Origin of the sequence: Pseudoruegeria aquimaris (genome assembly GCF_900172235.1) — a bacterium.
GTDB lineage: Bacteria > Pseudomonadota > Alphaproteobacteria > Rhodobacterales > Rhodobacteraceae > Pseudoruegeria > Pseudoruegeria aquimaris.
The window spans coordinates 105792-126895 of sequence record NZ_FWFQ01000004.1 but is presented as its reverse complement, the minus strand read 5'-3'; the positions used below and the strand labels follow the sequence as shown (position 1 = coordinate 126895).

Genomic DNA, 21104 nt, shown 5'->3' with positions numbered 1-21104 from the left:
GTTTGGTGATTTTGGGGATGTGGATTAAGCTGCAAGAAAAATCATGTATTTCCAACCGGGAGCCCGCAATGAATTACCATCGCACAACCGCCCTTGCGGCGATCCTGCTCACCCTCGCACCGGCGGCGCAGGCGCAGTTCAAACCCTCCAAGGAGTCGCTGGAAGGGCTTTATCCCGGCAAGGCCTATTCGCCCTACGCGCAACGCAGCTTCCCCTCGCAGGTGTTCTGGGGCGACAGCCACCTGCACACCTCGCTCTCCCCCGATGCCGGGCTCTTCGGCAACACGCTGGGGCTGGACGAGGCGTGGCGCTTCGCCCGCGGCGAAGAGGTGACCTCGGCCACCGGGCTGCCCGCGAAACTGGGGCGCCCGCTGGACTGGATGGCGCTCACCGACCACTCCGACATGATGGGCTTCGCCACCGGGCTTTTCGCGGGGGATCCGGCGATCACCGGCACCGAACAGGGGCGCGGCTGGTATGAAGCCTTCCAGCAAGGCGGCGACGCCTCCACGGCGGCCGCGCTGGACCTGATCACGAATTTCGCCCAGGGCACGCTGGATCCGGCCCTCGTGGAAGCCTATTCGCCCGGCTCCGCCGCCTACGATTCCGTTTGGCAGGATGTGATCGACGCCGCCGAGCGCTACAACGAGCCCGGCCGTTTCACCGCCTTCATCGCCTATGAATGGACATCCCTCGTCGCCGGCAACAACCTGCACCGCAACGTCATCCTGCGCGATGACGCCGCCCGCGCCGAGCAGGTGGTGCCGATGGTGACGCAGCCCCCGGTCGGCTCCACCGATCCGCTCGATCTCTACGCCTGGCTGGAAGGCTACGAAAGCAAGACGGGCGGCAAGGCGCTGGCGCTGGCGCACAACGGCAACCTCTCCAACGGGCTGATGTTCCCGGTGGATGCGCAATACACCGGCCGCGCGCTGGACGAAACCTACGTTTCCCTGCGCAACCGCTGGGAGCCTCTCTACGAGATCACCCAGATCAAGGGCGACGGCGAAACCCACCCCTACCTCAGCCCGGATGACGAGTTTGCCGACTACGAGACATGGGACGCCGGCAACCTCGATCTCTCCGAGGCCAAGACCCCGGAGATGCTCGCCGGCGAATACGCCCGCGAGGCGCTGAAACAAGGGCTCGCGCTTGAAGGCAAGTTCGGCACCAACCCCTACAAGTTCGGTTTCTCCGGCGCCACCGACAGCCACACCTCGCTCACCACCGCCGAGGAAGACAACTACTTCGGCAAGGCCACCTCGGCGGAGCCTTCGATCACCCGCGTGCTGCACCCGTTCACCGAGACCGAGAACGGGATCTTCCCCGGCTGGTCGCTGGTGGCTTCGGGCTATACCGGAGTCTGGGCGACGGAAAACACCCGCGAAGCGATCTGGGACGCGATGGCGCGCAAGGAAGTCTACGCCACCACCGGCCCGCGCATCACGGTGCGCTTCTTCGGCGGCTGGGAGTTCGACGATAACGATCTGCGCTCCCGCGCCCCGGCCTTCGCCGGCTACGACAAGGGCGTGCCGATGGGGGCGGATCTGCGCAAGGCCACCTCGGAAGCGCCGACCTTCATGGTCTATGCCCTGCGCGATCCGATCGGGGCGAACCTCGACCGCATCCAGATCGTGAAGGGCTGGATGGACGCTGAGGGCGCGCTGCATGAGAAGGTCTATGACGTGGCCTGGTCCGGCGATCGCACGCCCGATGCCGACGGCAAGCTGCCGCCGGTGGGCAACACGGTGGACGAAGAGGCGGCCAATTTCACCAACACCATCGGCGCCTCGGAACTGGCCACGATCTGGACGGACCCGGAGTTCGACGCCGCCCAGCAGGCCTTCTACTACGCCCGCGTGCTGGAGATCCCGACCCCGCGCTGGGTGCTCTACGACAAGCTGCGCCTCGGCGCGGTGATCCCGGAAGACGCGATCACCGTGGGGCAGGAACGCGCCTATACCTCGCCGATCTGGTACACGCCGAAAGGGTGACGAAATAGATAATGCCAAAGCAAAGCTTTGGCCGCGCCGTCCCGCCCCCCTGGGGCGGCGCGATTGCGCCACCCCGCGGGACGGCGCGTGCAGAACCCAATCCTCAGAACATGAAATACCGCTGCGCCATCGGCAGTTCGCTGGCCGGCTCGCAGACGAGCAGCTCACCGTTCGCGCGCACTTCGTAGGTTTCCGGGTTCACCTCGATCTCCGGCGTGGCGCTGTTCATCACCATGTCCGATTTGCCGATGTTGCGCGTGTTTTCGACAGCCAGTGTCTGCTTTGCCAGCCCGTAGGCCCCCCGCACCCCTTCCGAAACGGCCGCTTCGGAGGTGAAGATCACCGCCGACTGCTCCACCGAGCGCCCGAAGGCGCCCCACATGGGCCGCGAGTAGACGGGCTGCGGCGTGGGGATCGAGGCGTTCGGATCGCCCATCTGCGCGCAGGCGATGGTGCCGCCCAGCAGCACCATCTCGGGCTTCACGCCGAAGAAGGCCGGGTTCCACATCACGAGGTCTGCGCGCTTGCCCACCTCGATGGAGCCGATGTGCTTGCTGATCCCGTGGGCAATCGCCGGGTTGATCGTGTATTTCGCCACGTAGCGCTTCACGCGCACGTTGTCGTTGTTGCCGGTTTCCTCCGAAAGCCGGCCCCGCTGCACCTTCATCTTGTGCGCCGTCTGCCAGGTGCGGATGATCACCTCGCCCACCCGGCCCATGGCCTGGCTGTCGGATGCGATGATCGAAAACGCCCCCATGTCGTGCAGGATGTCTTCCGCTGCGATGGTCTCGCGCCGGATGCGGCTCTCCGCGAAGGCCACGTCCTCGGGGATCGCCTTGTCGAGGTGGTGGCAGACCATGAGCATGTCCAGATGCTCTTCGATGGTGTTCACCGTGTAGGGCCGCGTCGGGTTGGTGGAGGACGGCAGAACGTGGTTTTCGCCCACCACCTTGATGATGTCGGGCGCATGGCCGCCGCCAGCGCCTTCGGTGTGGAAGGCGTGGATGGTGCGGCCCTTCATGGCCGCCACGGTGTTTTCCACGAAGCCGCTTTCGTTGAGCGTGTCGGTGTGGATCATCACCTGCACGTCCATCGCGTCGGCCACCGAGAGGCAGCAATCGATCGCGCCCGGCGTCGTGCCCCAGTCCTCGTGCAGCTTCAGAGCGCAGGCCCCGGCCTTGATCTGCTCTTCCAGCGCCGCCGGCAGGCTCGCGTTGCCCTTGCCCGCGAAGGCGAGGTTCATCGGGAAGGCATCCGCCGCCTGCATCATGCGCGCGATGTGCCAGGGGCCGGGCGTGCAGGTGGTGGCCAGCGTGCCGTGGGCCGGGCCGGTGCCGCCGCCGAGCATCGTGGTCAGGCCCGAGTGCAGCGCATCCTCGATCTGCTGCGGGCAGATGTAATGGATGTGGCTGTCAAACCCGCCCGCCGTCAGGATCCGCCCCTCGCCCGCGATGGCCTCTGTGCCGGGGCCGACGATGATGTCCACGCCGGGCTGCGTATCCGGGTTGCCGGCCTTGCCGATGGCGGCGATTCGGCCGTCCTTCAGGCCCACGTCGGCCTTGTAGATGCCGGTGACATCGAGGATCAGCGCATTGGTGATGACGGTATCCACCGCGCCTTCCGCGCGGGTCGTCTGCGCCTGCCCCATGCCGTCGCGGATCACCTTGCCGCCGCCGAATTTCACCTCTTCGCCATAGGTGGTGAGATCGCGCTCCACCTCGATGATCAGATCGGTATCGGCAAGGCGCAGGCGGTCGCCGGTGGTGGGGCCATACATGTCGGCATAGGCGTCGCGGGAAATGGTCGTGGGCATGGGAGCACCTGTGTTCTGTCGTCTTTCACGCCCCGGATCAGGCCGGGGCGCTCTGCACTGCGTTGCAATTGGAGGGCCGGCCCTGCCGTGCCCGCGCCTCAGCCCTTGCCGGGTTTGGCCGGCGATTGGGCAGGCGATTTGGCTGGCGATTTGGCTGGCGATTTGGCAGTGGATGCCGCGGTTGCCTTCCGCCGGGGCGCGGGTTTCGCGGAGGCCCGCTTGGCGGCCTTCGCCGCAGGGGCTTTCGGCTCGGCCTTCGGGCTGGCCGCGGGCTTGAGCGGGGCCGCGGGCGCTTCAGGCTTGGCCGGAGCCTCGGCCTTCGCCGGCGCCTCGGCCTTTGCGCGGGCCGCCGGCTTGGCGCGCCGCTTGGGCGTGGGCTTCAACTCCGCCTCCGGGAAAGGCGCCACCTTGGCAGGCGCGGCCGGGGTGGCCGGTGCAGCCGGGGCCTTCGCCTCCGCAGCCGGCGCCGGCTTCATCTCGACCACCTGGGCCGCGGGCGCCTCAGCCTTCGCGGGCTCAGGCTTCGCGGCTTTGACAGGCTCGGCTTTCACCGCTTTCACCGGTTTCACGGGCCTGTCGGGCGCCTTGCCTCCGACGGGCGCGGTGCCGCGCGCGATCGGCGCCCCCAGCACAGGCGACCAGAGCCGCGAGGCGTCCATCATCTGGCGGGCAATGGCCATCTGGGTTTCGGTGGCGATGCACCACAGCTCCACGCTGTTCTTCCAGAAATCGACCGGGGTCATCATCCGGGACATGCTGCTCTCCTTGTCTGCCGTGTCTGCCGTGACCGAGGCGCGCCCTAGAGCGCCCCCATGACGGCCTTGTTGAATCCATAGACCTTCCGCGCGCCGCCGAAGGGCACGAGCCGGACCTCGCGCGTCTGGCCGGGCTCGAAGCGCACGGCGGTGCCGGCGGCGATGTCCAGACGCATCCCCCGCGCCGCGCCGCGGTCGAAGGCGAGGGCGCTGTTGGTTTCGGCGAAATGGTAATGGCTGCCCACCTGCACCGGCCGGTCGCCGGTGTTGGAGACGGTCAGGGTGATCGCCTCCGCCCCCTCGTTGAGCGTGATGTCGCCCTGCGCGGTGAAGATCTCTCCGGGGATCATCGGCCTGCCTCCCCGCCCTTCGGCCAAGGCCGGCGCGATGGCGGCAGCCGGGCGAAATGTCCGTGGAAAATGGCGCAGAGTTTGAGCATGGCGGCCTCCTGACTAGCGGATCGGATGGTGAACGGTGACGAGCTTGGTGCCGTCGGGAAAGGTCGCCTCGACCTGCACGTCGTGGATCATCTCGGCGATTCCGTCCATGCACTGCTCCGCGCGCACCACCTCGGCCCCGGCCTCCATCAGCTCGGCCACCGAGCGCCCGTCGCGCGCGCCCTCCACCACGAAATCGGTGATCAGCGCGATGGCTTCGGGGTGGTTCAGCTTCACGCCGCGCTTCAGCCGCTCGCGCGCCACCATGGCCGCAAGACTCACCAGGAGCTTGTCCTTCTCTCTTGGCGTCAGGTTCATTTCCGTTCCTTCACATTTGCCAGACCCGCGGCAGCGCCCTGCCCCGGATCCGATTGAGCACATCCGCCAGCGCCCGGCGCAGCGGCCAGGCGTCCCCGGCGAGAAACCGGAGCACGCATCTGCCCTCCCAGGCGGACGCGGCGATCGCCACCTCGTCACTTTCCGGCAGGGAGCCGATGCGCGCCAGCACATCCTCGGCTTCTTCCGCAACGTAGGCCAGCGTGGACATCGCCACCGCGCCGCCGAAGACCGCCGGGTGATCGCGCAGGCCGAGCGCGGCGGCATCGATCTGCAACGGCTCCACCAGCACCGGGCGGCCCTCGCGGCGGATCTGGCGCAGATCGAAGAAGGCCAGATCCTCGATCACCTCCCCCATGGCGGCCCGGCCCAGAACGACCGTTTCCACCATCAGGAACCGCGCCCCTGCCGCCAGATCCACCGTGGTGCGGCGGGTCATGGCGGAATGGTCGAAGAGGATGGTCTCCTGCGGCAGCCACTCCAGCACGCCGCCTTCGCCCACCGAAAGTTCCACCGTCACCTCGCCCACGTCCGCACTGCTCTGGTAGGCCCGTTCGGCCGTCTGGGTGGTGGCGATGACCTGCGCCCCCGCGCCGACCTCCAGCCGGTAGCCGATGCGATCCCCGCCGGTCACGCCGCCGGAGGTGTTCAGGAACACGACTTCCGGCACCGGCGTGTGCACCTTGGGCAGGAAGGCCTTGGCAGAGCCGGACTGATGCAGGCGGCAGAGCGCATTGCGCCCGCCCCGGGCGGCGATCGCCACCTCCGCACGGCCCGCCGCGCGCTGCATCCGGATCTGGCTGCTGTCGAGCATTCCTTCGCCCTGTGTCACTGCTTCGCCTGCAAGCTAGGCGCGCCCTTGCAGAAGAAACAAGGCCAAGGTGACACCGGCACGACACCGCATGCGGAATTTCTTTGCCGTTGCACAAGGATTGGGCAGCCGTCGCGGGGCGTGCAATGCCCCGCCCGCCCAGGGCGCCCCCGCCCACGCAGGCCAGCCCGGTGCGAAACGGCTGGAAACGGGCGGCGATTTTGTGTAGCGCAGGCCCCATGACCAGCACCCTCACGATCCGCCGCCCCGACGACTGGCACCTGCACCTGCGCGACGGCGCGATGCTGCAGGCCGTCCTGCCCGAATCCGCCCGCCATTTCGGCCGCGCCATCATCATGCCCAACCTCGTGCCGCCGGTGGTCACGAGCCGCGACGCCGAGGCCTACAAGGCCCGCATTCTCAAAGCCCTGCCCGAAGGCATGGCGTTCACCCCGCTGATGATGCTCTACCTCACCGAGGAGACCGACCCGGACGACGTGGCCGCCGCCCACGCGAGCGGGCTGGTGACGGGGGTGAAACTCTATCCGGCGGGCGCCACCACCAATTCCGCCTCCGGTGTGCGTGATTTCGACAAGGTGCGCGCCGTGCTGGAGAGGATGGCCGAGATCGGCATGCCGCTCTGCGTGCATGGCGAGGTGACCGATCCCGAGATCGACATCTTCGACCGCGAGGCCGTCTTCATCGACCGCGTGCTCGATCCGATCCGCCGCGCCACCCCCGGCCTGCGCGTGGTGATGGAGCACATCACCACGAAAGACGGCGTGGACTACGCCCGCAGCCAGGGCGACGACCTGGGCGCGACGATCACCACGCATCACCTGATGATCAACCGCAACCACATCCTCGTGGGCGGGATCAAACCGCACTACTACTGCCTGCCCGTGGCCAAGCGCGAAGAGCACAGGCTCGCGCTGCGCGACGCCGCCACATCGGGCGAGGCGCGCTTCTTCCTCGGCACCGACAGCGCGCCGCACACCGACCCCAACAAGGAAAGCGCCTGCGGCTGCGCCGGGGTCTTTTCCGCCACCAACACCATGAGCTGCCTCGCCCATGTCTTCGAGGAAGAGGGCGCGCTGGACAGGCTCGAAGCCTTCGCCTCGCTCAATGGGCCGGCCTTCTACGGGCTGCCGCCCAACGAAACCACGATCACCCTCACCAAGGGCGATCCCGTCCCCTATCCCGAGAAACTCGCCACCGGAGACGGCCCCGTCACCCTGTTTGATCCGGGCCATCCGCTGCTCTGGCACGTCACCGCCTGACCGCTGCCCGAGCGCCCACACCCCGCTGCGCCGCCACCGCGGCACCCCACCCCGCCAGACCATGGCCCCAAACCGACCCACCGGAGCTGCCCCATGATCCCGACCTCCTTTCCCGCCAAGGAAGACATCGCCCGCATGACGGCCGGCATGCTGCTGGACATAAACGCCGTGCATTTCAACGCGCGCGAGCCCTTCACGCTCGCCAGCGGCAAGCCCTCGCCCACCTACATCGACTGCCGCACCCCGATCTCCCATCCGCGCGTGCGCGCCGCGATGATGGATTTCATGGCCTGCACCGTGATGCGCGAGGCGGGCTTCGAAGCCTTCGACAACGTTGCCGGCGGCGAAACCGCGGGCATCCCCTTCGCCGCCCTCGTGGCCGAGCGCCTCGGCCTGCCGATGACCTACGTGCGCAAGAAGCCCAAGGGCTACGGCCGCAACGCCCGCATCGAAGGGGTGATGACCGAGGGCCAGCGCGTGCTGCTGGTGGAGGATCTCACCACCGACGGCGGCTCCAAGCTCTCCTTCGTGGACGCCATCCGCGAAACCGGCGCCACCTGCGGCCACACGGCGGTGATCTTCTACTACGACATCTTCAAGGAAACCGAGAAGACGCTGGGCGATCACGGCGTGAAGCTGCACTACCTCTGCACCTGGTGGGACGTGCTGGCCGAGGCCCGCGCCCGCGGTGCCTTCGATGCCGAGACGCTCGCCGAGGTCGAGGCCTTCCTGAACGCGCCGCGCGAATGGCAGGACGCCCGCAGCTGATCGGCCACGGCCCAGGCCACGACTCAGGCCACGACTCAGGCCGAAGATCAGGCCCGCGAACAGGGCCATGACGGAGGCCACGATTCGGCGCCCGGCGCCGGCTGCGCGCAGCGGAAACGGGCGTTCACCTGACGGGAGCCGGAAAGTAAATCACGGGAAGGTCATCAGGGCTGCCCCGAAATACGGATGGGTCGAGGGGCGCCTTCAGCTACATTTTGTGGTATGACGGGCATCCACAACCTATCCACAGGATATCCAGATTGATCTGAAACCCGGGCTGGGCCAGAAAGGCCGGCAACGGGCAAGTGGGGAGCAGAATGAACGAAGTCGCACCGTTCCAACCGGGGCAAGCAGGCGAGAGTCCGGAAGAGACCCTGCCCCATAACATCGAGGCCGAGCAGCAACTCCTCGGCGCGATCCTGACCAACAACGACATCTACGACAGGGTCGCCTCGATCATCAAACCGCAGCACTTCTACGAGCCGGTGCACGCGCGCATCTACGAGATCGCCGCGGCCCGGATCGCGAAGAACAACCTTGCCTCTCCGGTGACGCTGAAGGCGTTCATGGAGGATGACGAGGGGCTGAAGGAACTCGGCGGGCCGGCCTATCTCGTCCGGCTCGCCGGCGCCGCCATCTCTTCCTTCGCCGCGCGCGACTACGCGCAGATGATCTACGATCTGGCGATCCGGCGGAAGCTGATGGACATCGGCCGCGAAATCACCGACCGCGCCAAGCGCGTGGACGTGACCAGCGAGCCCAAGGAACAGATCGTCGAGGCCGAGCAGGCGCTCTACGCGCTGGCCGAACAGGGCCAGAGCGAAAGCGGCTTCCAGAGCTTCCTGAGCGCCCTGAAAACGGCCGTGGACGTGGCCAACGAGGCCTACCAGCGCGACGGCGGCCTGTCGGGCGTCTCCACCGGGCTGATCGACATGGATGCCAAGCTCGGCGGCCTGCACCGCTCAGACCTGCTGATCCTCGCCGGCCGCCCCTCCATGGGCAAAACCTCGCTCGCCACCAACATCGCCTTCAACATCGCCCGCGCCTACCGCAAGGGCATCCGCCCCGATGGCACCGAGGGCGCCGTCGAAGGCGGCGTCGTGGGCTTCTACTCGCTCGAGATGAGCGCCGAACAGCTCGCGTCGCGGATCCTCGCCGACGCCGCCAGCGTGGACAGCCACCGTCTGCGCTCCGGTGACATGACGGAAGAAGAGTTCCGCCGCCTCGTGGAAGCCGCCAAGGAGCTTGAAGCCTGCCCGCTCTACATCGACGACACGCCCGCGCTGCCGATCTCGCAGCTGGCCGCGCGCGCTCGCCGCCTGAAACGCACCTGCGGGCTGGACGCGCTCTTCGTGGACTACCTCCAGCTCGTCCGCCCGGCCTCCGCCAAGGACAGCCGGGTCAACGAGGTCTCCGAGATCACGCAGGGCCTCAAGGCCATCGCCAAGGAGCTGGACATCCCCGTGATCGCGCTCTCGCAGCTGTCGCGCTCGGTGGAAAGCCGCGAAGACAAGCGCCCGCAGCTGTCCGACCTGCGGGAATCCGGCTCGATCGAACAGGATGCCGACGTGGTGATGTTCGTCTACCGCGGCGAATACTACAAGGAACGGGAAAAGCCCGGCGACGACAACCTCGAAGCCATGGCGAAATGGCAGGAGGAGATGGAGCAGCTGCATGGCAAGGCCGAGGTGATCATCGGCAAGCAGCGCCACGGCCCCATCGGCTCGGTCGCCCTCTCCTTCGAAGGCCGCTTCACCCGCTTCGGCAACCTCGCCCAATCCTGGCAGCAGGGCGGCATCGAGGAATACTGAGGCCCCGCCTCACCGCCGCATGAACATTGGCGCAAAACCCCGCACAAGAAGAAGGCCCGCCGCATCCGCGCCGGGCCTTCTACTTTGTTCCGCAAATATCCCTGCCGGAGGCATCGCCGGCCGCGCCCGCGGCCGGCGAATAGTCACTCCCCGTGGGGCTTCTTGCCCAGGTGCTTGCGCAGCCGCGAGGGCGTCGATTTCTTGCGGTTCTTGTAGGGGTTCGCGTCGGCCTGGCTGCGCATGTGCAGCCGGATCGGCGTACCCGGCATGTCGAAGCTGTCGCGCAGCCCGTTGATCAGGTAGCGCGAATAGCTGTCGGACAGTTTCTCCGGGTTGGAACACATCACCACGAAGCCCGGCGGCCGGGTCTTGGCCTGGGTCATGTAGCGCAGCTTGATCCGGCGCCCCGAGGGCGCGGGCGGCGGGTGCGCCTCGACCATTTCACCGAGCCAGCGGTTCAGCCGCGCGGTGGAGACGCGGCGGTTCCACACCTCGTGGGCGCGCAGGATGGCGGCGTGCAGGCGGTCGAGCCCCTTGCCCGTCTTGGCCGAAACCGTGACAAGCGGCGCGCCGCGCAGCTGCGGCAGGAGACGTTCGAAATTGGCCTTCAGCTCGCGCAGCTTCTCCTGCTTCTCCGGCTCCGCATCCCATTTGTTGGCGGCGATCACCACGGCGCGCCCCTCGCGCTCGGCCAGATCGGCGATGCGCAGATCCTGCTGTTCGAAGGGGATTTCCACGTCCAGGAGCACCACCACGACCTCGGCGAATTTCACCGCCCGCAGGCCGTCGGAGACGGAGAGCTTTTCGAGCTTCTCCTGCACCTTGGCCTTCTTGCGCATCCCGGCGGTGTCGAAGATCCGCATCGGCGTGCCGTTCCAGGTGGTGCGCAGCGAGATCGAATCCCGCGTGATCCCGGCCTCGGGGCCGGTCAGCAGGCGCTCTTCGCCGATGATGCGGTTGATGAGGGTGGATTTGCCGGCGTTGGGGCGGCCGACCACGGCCACCTGAAGCGGCTTCTGCGGCGTGATCCGCGCTTCGGCGTCGATGTCCTCGCCCGCGTCCGCCTCGCCTTCGGCGAGAGTCACGTCGGTGTCGGGCGTGTATTCGGCTTCCCGCGCGGCGAATTCGTCGGCGATCGGCATCAGCGCGGCCAGCAGATCGCCCATGCCCTCGCCATGCTCCGCCGAGATCCGCAGCGGCTCGCCCAGCCCCAGCGCATAAGCCTCGATCACCCCGGCATCGGCGGCCCTGCCCTCGCCCTTGTTGGCGGCGAGCAGCACATGGGCGTTCTTCTTGCGCAGGATGTCGGCGAATACCTCGTCCGCGGGCAGAACCCCGGTGCGGGCGTCGATCATGAAGAGGCAGACGTCGGCCATCTCGACCGCGCGCTCCGTAAGGCGGCGCATCCGGCCCTGGAGGCTGTCGTCGGTGGCCTCTTCCAGCCCCGCCGTGTCGATCACCGTGAAACGCAGATCGCCCAGCTTGGCCTCGCCCTCGCGCAAATCGCGGGTGACGCCGGGCTGATCGTCCACCAGCGCCAGCCGCTTGCCGACCAGCCGGTTGAACAGCGTGGATTTGCCGACATTCGGACGGCCTACGATGGCCAGCGTGAAACTCATGAGACGACTCCCGGAAAGATCAAGCCGCCCCTCTACAGCAAAGCTCGCTCAACGGAAAGCGAGAAGTTTGCCCTTCGAGGAGACGACGTAGAGCGTGCCCCCGGCCACGGCCGGATGCGCCGTTGCCCCGCCGGGGATCTCGACCGACGACAGCAGCTGGCCGCTTTCCGGGCTGAAGGAGCGGATGAACCCGTCCGACGAGGCCACGATCAGCCGACCGCCGGCGAGGATCGGCCCGTAATGGGCATAGACACCCTGCCGCTTGGAGGCGATTTCCTTCTTGAAATAGGGCAGTTTCACGCCCCAGATCCGCTCGCCGGTGTTCGCGTCCAGCCGCACCAGTTCAGCCTGGTCGCTGACGAGGAAGACCGAGCCCGCCACCGGCCAGACCGGGCCGTAGCTGCCTTCCCGCGCCGTCCAGATGCGCTCACCGGTGGCGGTGTTCAGCGCCACCAGCCGCCCGGACTGGTTGCCCACGTAGATGCGGCCGCCGTCGATCACCGGATCGCCGGTGATGTCCTGCGTCAGGGCATAGACCTGGCCCGCGCGCTGCCCCGAAACGGAGGACGACCACAGCCGCACCCCGCCCTTGGGGAAGGTGGCGAGGATCTCGCTGCCGCCGAGCGGGAAGACGGCCAGTTCGCCGTTGACGGCAGGCGACGCGCCACCGGCCACGCCGGCACCGCCGGGTGCGCCCTGGATCTCCCAGAGGATCTTGCCCTTGGCCAGATCGATGGCCCAGCCACGGGAATCCCGCGTGCTGGCATAGACGATGTTGTCGTGGATCGTCGGCGGGCCGGAGAGTTGCGTGTCGAGCCGCTGCTCCCAGATCCGCCCGCCGGTGGCGGCATCCAGCGCCACGAGGCGCCCGAAGCTGGTGGAGGCGACGAGAATGTTGCTGCTCACGGCGAGCCCGCCGCCGGAGACTTCGCTGGCCCGGTCCCGCCCGGTGGAGAGCTGGGTGGACCACAACTGCGCGCCGCCTGTCCCGGTGGCGGTGACGCGCGATTCCGAATCCATCGTGAAGATGCGGTTGTTGGACACCACCGGATCGGCGGTGATGCGGTTGCGGCGGCTGTTGCCCTTGCCGATGTCGGCGGCGAAGACGGGCGCCAGCTGGCTGCGCAGGGCGAGATGCGGCATCCGGTGCGTGGCGTTGCCGGCGCGATGCGTCCAGCTCGCGGTCTGGCTCACGGCCGGCAGCGAGATCGGCGCGGCGCGATTGCCCTCCTGGGCTGCGGCCAGGGCCGGATCCTCGGCGCGCAGATCGAGCCGCTCGCCGGGCAGGATCACTTCGGGTTCGGAACAGGCCGCCAGCAGCGCTGCGGCGCCGAAAGCGCAGATCAGGTGACGTTTCATACTCGCGCGCCCCTCCGGGTCTGGTCTCTTGCTCTGTCTCCGGCCCGGTGCCCAGGGCACGGCCGGCTCGCATCCTGTCAGGCGGCGCTCAGCTCGCCCCCAAGCGCCACAATCAACTGCGAAGCCCGCCGGCGCAAGCCCGCGCTGGCCTCGTTGTCTTCCAGAAGCGCCTGCAGCCGGATGATGGCGGCCTCGGTGTCGCCGGTCTCCGCCTCGATCAGCGCGATCTGCTCCTCTGCGAGCAGGCGGAACGGCGCGCCCGGCGTGGCCAGCGCCTCGAAACCGGCGCGGCGCTCGGCGGCGGGCATGTCGGTGGCGATCAGCAGCGCCTTGAACTGCGCCAGTTGCTGGTAGAGCAGCCCGGCGCTGCCCCCTTTCGCGATGCTCTCCAGCAGGCCCGTGGCCTCACCGGGTTGCTCGGCGTTCAGTCGGGCCGCGGCGGCCTGCAGATCGACGACGGCCTTCGCATCGCCCTCGGCCGCGATCGCGGCCAGTGCCTCGGCGCGCTCCGCCGGATCCTGCGAGGACTCGACGGCGTTCAGCATCGCATCTCCGAGCGCCTGCGCCCGCGCGCGTTCCTGCGCCTTGAGAAACTCGTTCGTGGCCGCCCCGACAACGATCATCACCGCCAGGAGGATCGCGATCCAGCCATAGCGCCGCATCATCCGCAGCAACTGCTCGCGGCGCACTTCTTCGGTCACCTCGTCGATGAAATTGTCAACGTTGCTCAATGGGGCCTCCACGTATCATCGCACCGCCCGCGGCGATGTCTTTCCCGGTGTCTTACCGCGTTACCCACGGGCTGCCAAGGCCCGCCGGTGCCGCCTGCCCGCGCACAAGCCCCCCGACACCCTTGCCTTTCGGGCAACAGTCCCTAGAATTGAACCGGTCAGTTCAGAATTTTCGGCATCGATGGTTTACTTCCACCCACGGCGCCCCTACCTGACCCCGATAAAGCGCGCGAATTCTCAGAGGGGCGCGGAAGAGGACACTATGAGACCGGTTTCTATTTTGATGGCCCTGACCGTTGTGGGCGTTCTTTACATGGCAATCCTGGAGCGCGACCGCCTCGTCGCCTTCGCCACGGGCGGCCCCGTCACCGCACAGGAGGCCACAACTGCCGAGGCCGGCGATGCGGCGGAAGCCGCGCAGGCCGAAGCGCCCGCGCAGGTGCAGACGATCGCCCAGCAGGCAAAGACAGCGGAGGCCGAGGCAGGCACCAAACACCCGCCGATCTCCGTCGTGGCGCTGAAATCCACCGCCCGCACGGTGGACAACGCCGTGCTGCTGCGCGGCCAGACCGAGGCCCTGCGCCAGGTGGAAGTGCGGGCCGAGACCTCCGGGCAGGTGATTTCGGAGCCGCTGCGCAAGGGGACCTTCGTTGAGAAGGGCCAACTGCTCTGCGAGATCGACATCGGCACCCGCGAAGCCACGCTGGCCGAGGCCGAAGCCCGGCTCATCGAAGCCCAGATCAACTACACCGCCGCCTCCAAGCTGGCCGAAAGCGGCTATGCCGCCGAAACCCGCGCCGCCTCGGCGCGCGCGGCGCTGCAATCCGCCGAAGCCGCGGTGAAGGCCGCCAAGAAAGACATCGAACGCCTGCATGTCACCGCCCCCTTCGAAGGGTTGCTGGAAAGCGACGCTGCCGAACTGGGCAGCCTGCTTCAGGCCGGCGGCGTCTGCGCGACGGTGATCCAGCTCGATCCGATCAAGCTCGTCGGCTTCGTGCCGGAAACCCAGGTCGACAAGGTGGAGCTCGGCGCCATGGCCGGCGCACGTCTGGCCAGCGGGATGGAAATCACCGGCAAGGTGACCTTCATCTCCCGCTCCGCCGATCCGCTGACCCGCACCTTCCGCGTCGAAGTCACCGTGCCCAACCCGGACCTGCGCATCCGCGACGGCCAGACCGCAGAGATCGCCGTGGCCGCCGAGGGCGCCGCCGCGCATCTGCTGCCGCAATCGGCCCTGACGCTGGACGACGAGGGCACACTGGGCGTTCGCATCGTGGAGGAAGGCGACGTGGCGGGCTTCCTGCCGGTGCAGGTGCTGCGCGACAGCGTGGACGGCGTCTGGCTCACCGGCCTGCCCGAAACGGTCGAGGTGATCGTGTCGGGGCAGGAATACGTGGTGGACGGCGTGCCGCTGAAAGTCACCTACGAAGGAGCCTCGTGAGATGACCGGCATCATCGACTGGGCCGCCGCGCGCGCGCGCATGATCCTGGCCTTCATCGTGCTGTCGGTGGTGGCCGGCGGCGCGGCCTACGTGAGCCTTCCCAAGGAAGGTGAGCCGGACATCGAGATCCCGGCGCTCTTCATCTCCGTCCCCTTCCCCGGCATTTCCGCCGCCGACGCCGAGAAGCTGCTCGTGCGCCCGATGGAGACGGAACTGTCCGATCTGGACGGGCTCGACAAGATGTCCTCCACCGCCGCCGAAGGCTACGCAGGCGTTGCGCTCGAATTCGAGTTCGGCTGGGACAAGACGAAGATCATCGCCGACGTGCGCGACCGGATGAACACGGTCGAGGCCGATTTCCCCGCCGGCGCCGAGAAATACTCGATCAACGAGATCAACTTCTCCGCCTTCCCGATCATCATCGTGAACCTCTCCGGCGAAGTGCCGGAACGCACCCTGCTGCGCGTCGCCAAGGACCTTCAGGAAAGCCTCGAAGCCCTTGATCCGGTTCTGGAAGCCGGGATCGCGGGCCAGCGCGACGAGATGCTCGAAGTCATCATCGATCCGCTGCGGCTGGAAGCCTACAACGTGACGGCCGCCGAGCTGATCAACGTGGTGATCAACAACAACCAGCTGATCGCCGCCGGCGAGGTCGAGACCCCGACGGGGGCCTTCGCCGTGAAGATTCCCTCCTCCTTCGACGAGCCGCAGGACGTCTACAACCTGCCGGTCAAGACGAACGGCGACCGCGTGGTGACGCTGGGCGACCTTGCCGAGATCAACCTCACCTTCGAGGATCGCGAAGGCACCGCCCGTTTCAACGGCGAAACCACGATCGCCCTGCAGGTGACCAAGCGCAAGGGCTACCCGGTGATCGACACCGCCAAGCTGGTGCAGGAGACCGTGGAGGCCGAGCGCGCCAAGTGGCCGCAGGAGCTTCAGGACGCGATCAACGTCGGCGTCTCCAACGACCAGTCCGTACAGGTGGGCTCGATGGTGAGCCAGCTGGAGGGCTCCGTGCTCACCGCCGTGGCGCTGGTGATGATCGTGATCCTGGGCAGCCTCGGCACCCGCTCCGCCCTGCTCGTGGGTTTCGCCATCCCCACCTCCTTCCTGCTGTGTTTCGCCATTCTGGCCGCCACCGGGATCACCATTTCCAACATGGTGATGTTCGGCCTCATCCTCGCGGTGGGGATGCTGGTGGACGGCGCCATCGTTGTGGTGGAATACGCCGACAAGCGCATCTCCGAGGGCGTCGGCCCGATGCATGCCTTCACCGATGCCGCCAAGCGCATGTTCTGGCCCATCGTCTCCTCCACCGCGACAACGCTCTGCGCCTTCCTGCCGATGCTGTTCTGGCCCGGCGTGCCGGGCGAGTTCATGGGCATGCTGCCGGTGACTCTGATCTACGTGCTTTCGGCCTCGCTGGTGGTGGCGCTGGTCTACCTGCCCGTCGTGGGCGGCGTGGCCGGGCGCACCTCGCGCCAGCTGGAGCGCGCCGCCACCGCCCTGAAGCCGCTGCCGTGGATCGTGCGCGCGCTGCTGGTGGTGCCCTCGCTCTACCTCGTTTTCCTCGCCGGGCTGCAACTCATCAACCCCGGCTACATCTTCGGCGGTGAAAGCCCGCTGCCCGGCGGCCTTGCCTGGCTGCCCGGCGGCCTGATGATGCTGGTGGGCGGGATGCTCTCCTCCATCACGCTGGACGCCGCCAAGCTGCAACGCAAGCCGAAGAAGATCCGCGCCGGTTTCCGCCGCAGCCCCTTCGGCTGGGTGATCCGCTTCATCTCCGGCAACCCGGTGATGCCGCTGCTGACCATCGTCGGGGTCGTCGCCTTCGTGATGGCCGTGTTCACGACCTTCGGCCAGAACAACAACGGCGTCGAATTCTTCGTGGAGACGGAGCCGGAACAGGCCATCGTCTACGTCCGCCAGCGCGGCAACCTCTCGCTCGAAGAGAAGGACGCCGCGGTGCGGGCCGTGGAAGAGGTGGTGCTGCAGACGCCCGGCATCCAGAGCGCCTTCGCCTTCGCCGGCAACGGCGGGCTGGACAACAACACCGGCGGCGCGCAGCCCCCGCGCGACACCATCGGCCAGATCCAGATCGAGATGGTGCCCTGGGAAGACCGCAAGGACATCCCCGAACTCGACGGCGACCGCGTGCTCGAAGCGCTCGAGAAGAAGCTTGCCGAGGTGCCGGCGGTGAAGACCGAGATCCTGGAGCTGTCCAACGGCCCGGCCTCGGCAAAGCCCGTGCACCTGCGCCTCAAGGGCGATGACCTGGAAACCATCGAACAGGCCGCGCTCATGGTGCGCCGGAAGTTCGAGGAAACCCCCGCCCTGACCGACATCGAGGACACGCTGCCCCTGCCCGGCATCGACTGGGAGATTTCCGTCGACGTGCGCAAGGCCGGCCGCTACGGCGCCGACGTGGCCACCGTGGGCGGCATGGTCCAGCTCGTCACCCGCGGCATCCTGCTCGACACCATGCGCGTGGATTCCTCGGACGAGGAGATCGAGATCCGGGTCCGCCTGCCCGAGGAAGACCGCGTGCTCTCCACCCTCGACACCCTGCGCGTGCGCACGGCGGACGGGCTGGTGCCGCTGTCCAACTTCATCACCCGCGAACCGGTGGCCAAGCTCGCCCAGATCGACCGCGTGGACAAATCCCGCTACTACGACGTGAAGGCGGGCGTGGCCTCGGGCATGACCAACGAGGCCGGCCAGCCGATCACCCCCACCGAACGGATCGCAGCGCTCACCGAGTGGCTGGAAACCGAGGCCGACTTCCCGGACGGCGTGGAATGGGAATGGACAGGCGACAACGAGGACCAGGCCGAATCCGGTGCCTTCCTCGCGAAGGCCTTCGCCGGGGCGCTCGCCCTGATGTTCATCATCCTGCTGGCCCAGTTCAACAGCTTCTACAACTCGGTGCTGGTGCTGCTGGCCGTGGTCCTGTCCACGACCGGCGTCTTCATCGGCATGATGGTGATGGACCAGAGCTTCTCGATCATCATGACGGGCACCGGGATCGTGGCGCTCGCCGGGATCGTGGTGAACAACAACATCGTGCTGATCGACACCTACCAGGAGTATTCGCGCTACATGCCCCAGCTCGAGGCGATCGCGCGCACGGCCCAGGATCGGATCCGCCCGGTGCTGCTGACGACGATCACCACCATGGCCGGCCTCGCGCCGATGATGTTCGGCCTGTCGCTGGACTTCCTGAACGGCGGCTACACGATCGACAGCCCCACCGCGCTCTGGTGGAAGCAGCTGGCCACGGCCGTGGTCTTCGGCCTGGGCATCGCCACGGTGCTGACGCTCGTCGTCACCCCCTCCCTGCTCGCCCTGCGCGTCTGGGCCCGCACCGGCGCCTATTCCTCGCTGGTCCGCCTCAAGGCATTGTCCATGGGCCGCGACAGCCAGGCCGCCCGCGACCTCGCGCTCAACAAGGCCAGCCGCAAGATCAAGGCCCCCGAGATCATCTGGGACGATGCCGAGATCCCCGCGACCGAAGCCCCCGCGCAGCCCGCGACGGCACAGGCGGCCCGGGCCGAGCAACCGGCGGCCGAGGCGAGGCCCGACGAAAAGCCCGACACCAGGCCGGACCCGGAAGCGCGCGACGGCACGGAAAAGCCGGACGACGAAACCCCGGAACCGCCGCTGCGCGCCGCCGAGTAGACATCGGCAGGCAACAAGAAAGAAAGGGCCGCCGACGCGGCCCTTTTTTCATGCGAACCCACCGCCATCCGGCCCCCGCCCTGCCACCACCACGACCGTACTCGTGCGTAGCGGCCAGCCTCCGGTGCTCCCTCCCTTTCCTCTCGCCCCAAATACCTCGGGGGCGCGGGGGCAGCGCCCCCGCCTCGCCACCGGCGCGCGCGCCAATTCATGCGAAGCGGCCCCTATCCGGCGCCGCCGCCCATTCCTCTCGCCTCAAATACCTCGGGGGGTGCGGGGGCAGAGCCCCCGCCTTGCCGTCCGGGCCGCCTCAGGCGGCCTGCTCTTCCTCGGCGAGCTGGCGTTGCCACATCCGGGCATAGCGCCCCTCCGCCGCGACCAACTCTTCATGCCGGCCCTGCTCCACGATCACCCCGTCCTCCAGCACCACGATGCGGTCGGCGTCCACGACGGTGGAGAGACGGTGGGCGATGGTGATCACCGTGCGGCCCTGCCCCATCTCGCGCAGGGATTCCTGGATGTCGCGCTCGGTGTCGGTATCAAGCGCCGAGGTGGCCTCGTCCAGCAGCAGGATCGGCGGGTTCTTCAGCAGGGTGCGCGCGATGCCCACGCGCTGTTTCTCACCGCCCGACAGCTTGAGTCCGCGCTCGCCGACGGCGGTCTCGTAGCCCTCGGGCAGGCTTTCGATGAAGTCGTGGATGCGCGCGGCGCGGGCGGCGGCCTCCACCTCCTCGCGGCTGGCCGAGGGGCGGCCGTAGGCGATGTTGTAGTAGATCGTGTCGTTGAACAGCACCGTGTCCTGCGGCACCACCCCGATCTGGCCGTGCAGGCTTTCCTGTGTCACGTCGCGCACATCCTGCCCGTCGATGCGCAGCGCGCCGGCGGAGACGTCGTAGAAGCGGAAGAGAAGCCGTCCGATGGTGGATTTGCCGGAGCCCGACGGCCCGACGATGGCCACCGTCTCCCCCGCACCCACGGTGAGCGAGATGCCCTTCAGGATCGGCCGCTCGGGCACATAGCCGAATTCCACCGCATCGAAGACGATCTCGCCGCCCTCCACCTTCAGCGCCGGTGCGCCGGGCTTGTCCTGCACCTCGGCGGGCTGCTCCAGCAGATCGAACATCTCGCCCATGTCCACCAGCGCCTGCCGGATCTCGCGGTAGACGGTGCCGAGGAAATTGAGCGGCATGGTGATCTGGATCATGTAGGCGTTGACCATGACGAAATCGCCCACGGTGAGGCTGCCGTCCTGCACCCCGAGCGCCGCCATCACCATGACGGCCACGAGGCCGGAGGTGATCAGCAGGCTCTGGCCGAAGTTCAGGAAGGCCAGCGAATAGCTCGTCTTCAGGGCGGCCTTCTCGTAGCCCGCCATGGCCACGTCGTAGCGCGCCGCCTCGCGGCCCTCGGCCCCGAAATACTTGACGGTCTCGAAGTTCAGCAGGCTGTCGATCGCCTTCTGGTTGGCATCGGTGTCTTGATCGTTCATCTCCTTGCGGATGCGCACGCGCCATTCCGTCACCGCGAAGGTGAACCAGACGTAGGCGCCGATGGTGAGCGCGACCACCACCAGATACCAGATGTCGAAGACCCACCACAGGATCACAGAGATCATCAGCAGTTCCAGCACCAGCGGCCCGATGGAGAACAGCAGGAAGCGCAGCAGGAACTCCACGCCCTTCACGCCGCGCTCGATGATGCGCGACAGCCCCCCGGTCTTGCGGGTGATGTGGTAGCGCATCGAAAGCCGGTGGATATGGGTGAAGGTCTCCAGCGCCAGCTTGCGCAGGGCGCGCTGGCCGACGCGGGCGAACACCACGTCGCGCAACTGCTGGAAACCCACGTTCATCAGCCGCGCCAGCCCGTAGGCGATTGTCAGCCCCACCGCGCCCGTGGCCAGCATCCAGGCCGGCGTCGTGGCCCCGTCCTGCGCCAGCGCATCCACGGCGGCCTTGTAGAAGAACGGCGTCGTGACGGCGATCAGCTTGGCGAGAAAAAGGATCGCCAGAGCCGCCACCACCCGGCGCTTCACCCAGGCCTCGCCCTGCGGCCAGAGGTAGGGCGCGACCTTGCGGATCGTGCGCCAGCCGCTCACGCGGTGATCGGAGTCGAGGGCGGTGGACGTCGGGGTCAGGCGGCGCATGGGCTGGCTTTCGCAGAATTCTTACGGACGCGGCAGCTTAGGGCCCCGGGCGGCAAACCGCCAGCCCGGGGCCCCAATGGTTTTTGCACGGCACCTGTGCGGCACTGTGCAGGCCCGCTTCAGG

At 67.7% G+C, this 21104-nt stretch carries 15 protein-coding genes; 6 read left to right on the top strand and 9 right to left on the bottom strand.

Annotated elements, in window-relative coordinates; all coding sequences use genetic code 11:
• The first annotated feature begins 68 nt into the window (after window positions 1-68).
• Complete coding sequence (locus PSA7680_RS04525) at window positions 69-1994, top strand: DUF3604 domain-containing protein (RefSeq protein WP_085867470.1); 1926 nt, start codon at window positions 69-71, stop codon at window positions 1992-1994.
• Window positions 1995-2097: 103 nt separating this feature from the next.
• Here the strand turns inward: PSA7680_RS04525 and ureC are convergent, their stop codons facing one another.
• The 5 genes from ureC to PSA7680_RS04500 form a co-directional block, all read right to left on the bottom strand.
• Window positions 2098-3807: an urease subunit alpha gene (gene ureC, locus PSA7680_RS04520; RefSeq protein ID WP_085867469.1), complete on the bottom strand. Its 1710-nt coding sequence runs from the start codon at window positions 3805-3807 to the stop codon at window positions 2098-2100.
• Between the two features lie 98 nt (window positions 3808-3905).
• A complete protein-coding gene (locus PSA7680_RS04515) occupies window positions 3906-4562 on the bottom strand; it encodes a hypothetical protein (protein WP_085867468.1) in 657 nt (218 codons plus the stop codon).
• A gap of 44 nt (window positions 4563-4606) precedes the next feature.
• Entirely contained in the window at window positions 4607-4912 is a 306-nt protein-coding gene (locus PSA7680_RS04510; protein ID WP_085867467.1) for an urease subunit beta, read from the bottom strand.
• Window positions 4913-5014: 102 nt separating this feature from the next.
• Window positions 5015-5317: an urease subunit gamma gene (locus PSA7680_RS04505; RefSeq protein ID WP_085867466.1), complete on the bottom strand. Its 303-nt coding sequence runs from the start codon at window positions 5315-5317 to the stop codon at window positions 5015-5017.
• 10 nt (window positions 5318-5327) lie between these two features.
• Window positions 5328-6149 (bottom strand): urease accessory protein UreD, encoded by an 822-nt coding sequence (locus tag PSA7680_RS04500; protein WP_085867465.1) that lies wholly within the window; start codon window positions 6147-6149, stop codon window positions 5328-5330.
• Between the two features lie 236 nt (window positions 6150-6385).
• Between PSA7680_RS04500 and pyrC the strand changes: the two genes are divergently transcribed.
• The 3 genes from pyrC to PSA7680_RS04485 all read left to right on the top strand — a co-directional run bounded on the left by pyrC (window position 6386) and on the right by PSA7680_RS04485 (window position 10005).
• Window positions 6386-7426 (top strand): dihydroorotase, encoded by a 1041-nt coding sequence (gene pyrC / locus PSA7680_RS04495; RefSeq protein ID WP_085867464.1) that lies wholly within the window; start codon window positions 6386-6388, stop codon window positions 7424-7426.
• A 93-nt stretch (window positions 7427-7519) separates the two neighbouring features.
• Window positions 7520-8194 (top strand): orotate phosphoribosyltransferase, encoded by a 675-nt coding sequence (locus PSA7680_RS04490; protein ID WP_085867463.1) that lies wholly within the window; start codon window positions 7520-7522, stop codon window positions 8192-8194.
• Window positions 8195-8511: 317 nt separating this feature from the next.
• The gene (locus PSA7680_RS04485; protein ID WP_085867462.1) at window positions 8512-10005 is read left to right on the top strand and encodes a replicative DNA helicase; all 1494 of its coding nucleotides are present in this window, start codon (window positions 8512-8514) and stop codon (window positions 10003-10005) included.
• Window positions 10006-10148: 143 nt separating this feature from the next.
• On the opposite strand, the gene der is transcribed toward PSA7680_RS04485, so the two are convergent.
• From der to PSA7680_RS04470, 3 genes are all read right to left on the bottom strand, one after another.
• Window positions 10149-11624, bottom strand: coding sequence for a ribosome biogenesis GTPase Der (gene der, locus PSA7680_RS04480; protein ID WP_085867461.1), 1476 nt, complete (start codon window positions 11622-11624; stop codon window positions 10149-10151).
• A gap of 48 nt (window positions 11625-11672) precedes the next feature.
• The gene (locus PSA7680_RS04475) at window positions 11673-12983 is read right to left on the bottom strand and encodes a PQQ-like beta-propeller repeat protein (RefSeq protein ID WP_085867460.1); all 1311 of its coding nucleotides are present in this window, start codon (window positions 12981-12983) and stop codon (window positions 11673-11675) included.
• Window positions 12984-13060: 77 nt separating this feature from the next.
• The gene (locus tag PSA7680_RS04470) at window positions 13061-13714 is read right to left on the bottom strand and encodes a tetratricopeptide repeat protein (RefSeq protein WP_085867459.1); all 654 of its coding nucleotides are present in this window, start codon (window positions 13712-13714) and stop codon (window positions 13061-13063) included.
• A gap of 262 nt (window positions 13715-13976) precedes the next feature.
• On the opposite strand from PSA7680_RS04470, the gene PSA7680_RS04465 reads away from it, so the two are divergent.
• Window positions 13977-15155: an efflux RND transporter periplasmic adaptor subunit gene (locus PSA7680_RS04465; RefSeq protein ID WP_085867458.1), complete on the top strand. Its 1179-nt coding sequence runs from the start codon at window positions 13977-13979 to the stop codon at window positions 15153-15155.
• Between the two features lies 1 nt (window position 15156).
• Window positions 15157-18837: an efflux RND transporter permease subunit gene (locus PSA7680_RS04460; protein WP_085867457.1), complete on the top strand. Its 3681-nt coding sequence runs from the start codon at window positions 15157-15159 to the stop codon at window positions 18835-18837.
• Between the two features lie 310 nt (window positions 18838-19147).
• Here the strand turns inward: PSA7680_RS04460 and PSA7680_RS04455 are convergent, their stop codons facing one another.
• Window positions 19148-20980, bottom strand: coding sequence for an ABCB family ABC transporter ATP-binding protein/permease (locus PSA7680_RS04455; RefSeq protein ID WP_085867456.1), 1833 nt, complete (start codon window positions 20978-20980; stop codon window positions 19148-19150).
• Window positions 20981-21104 lie beyond the last annotated feature (124 nt).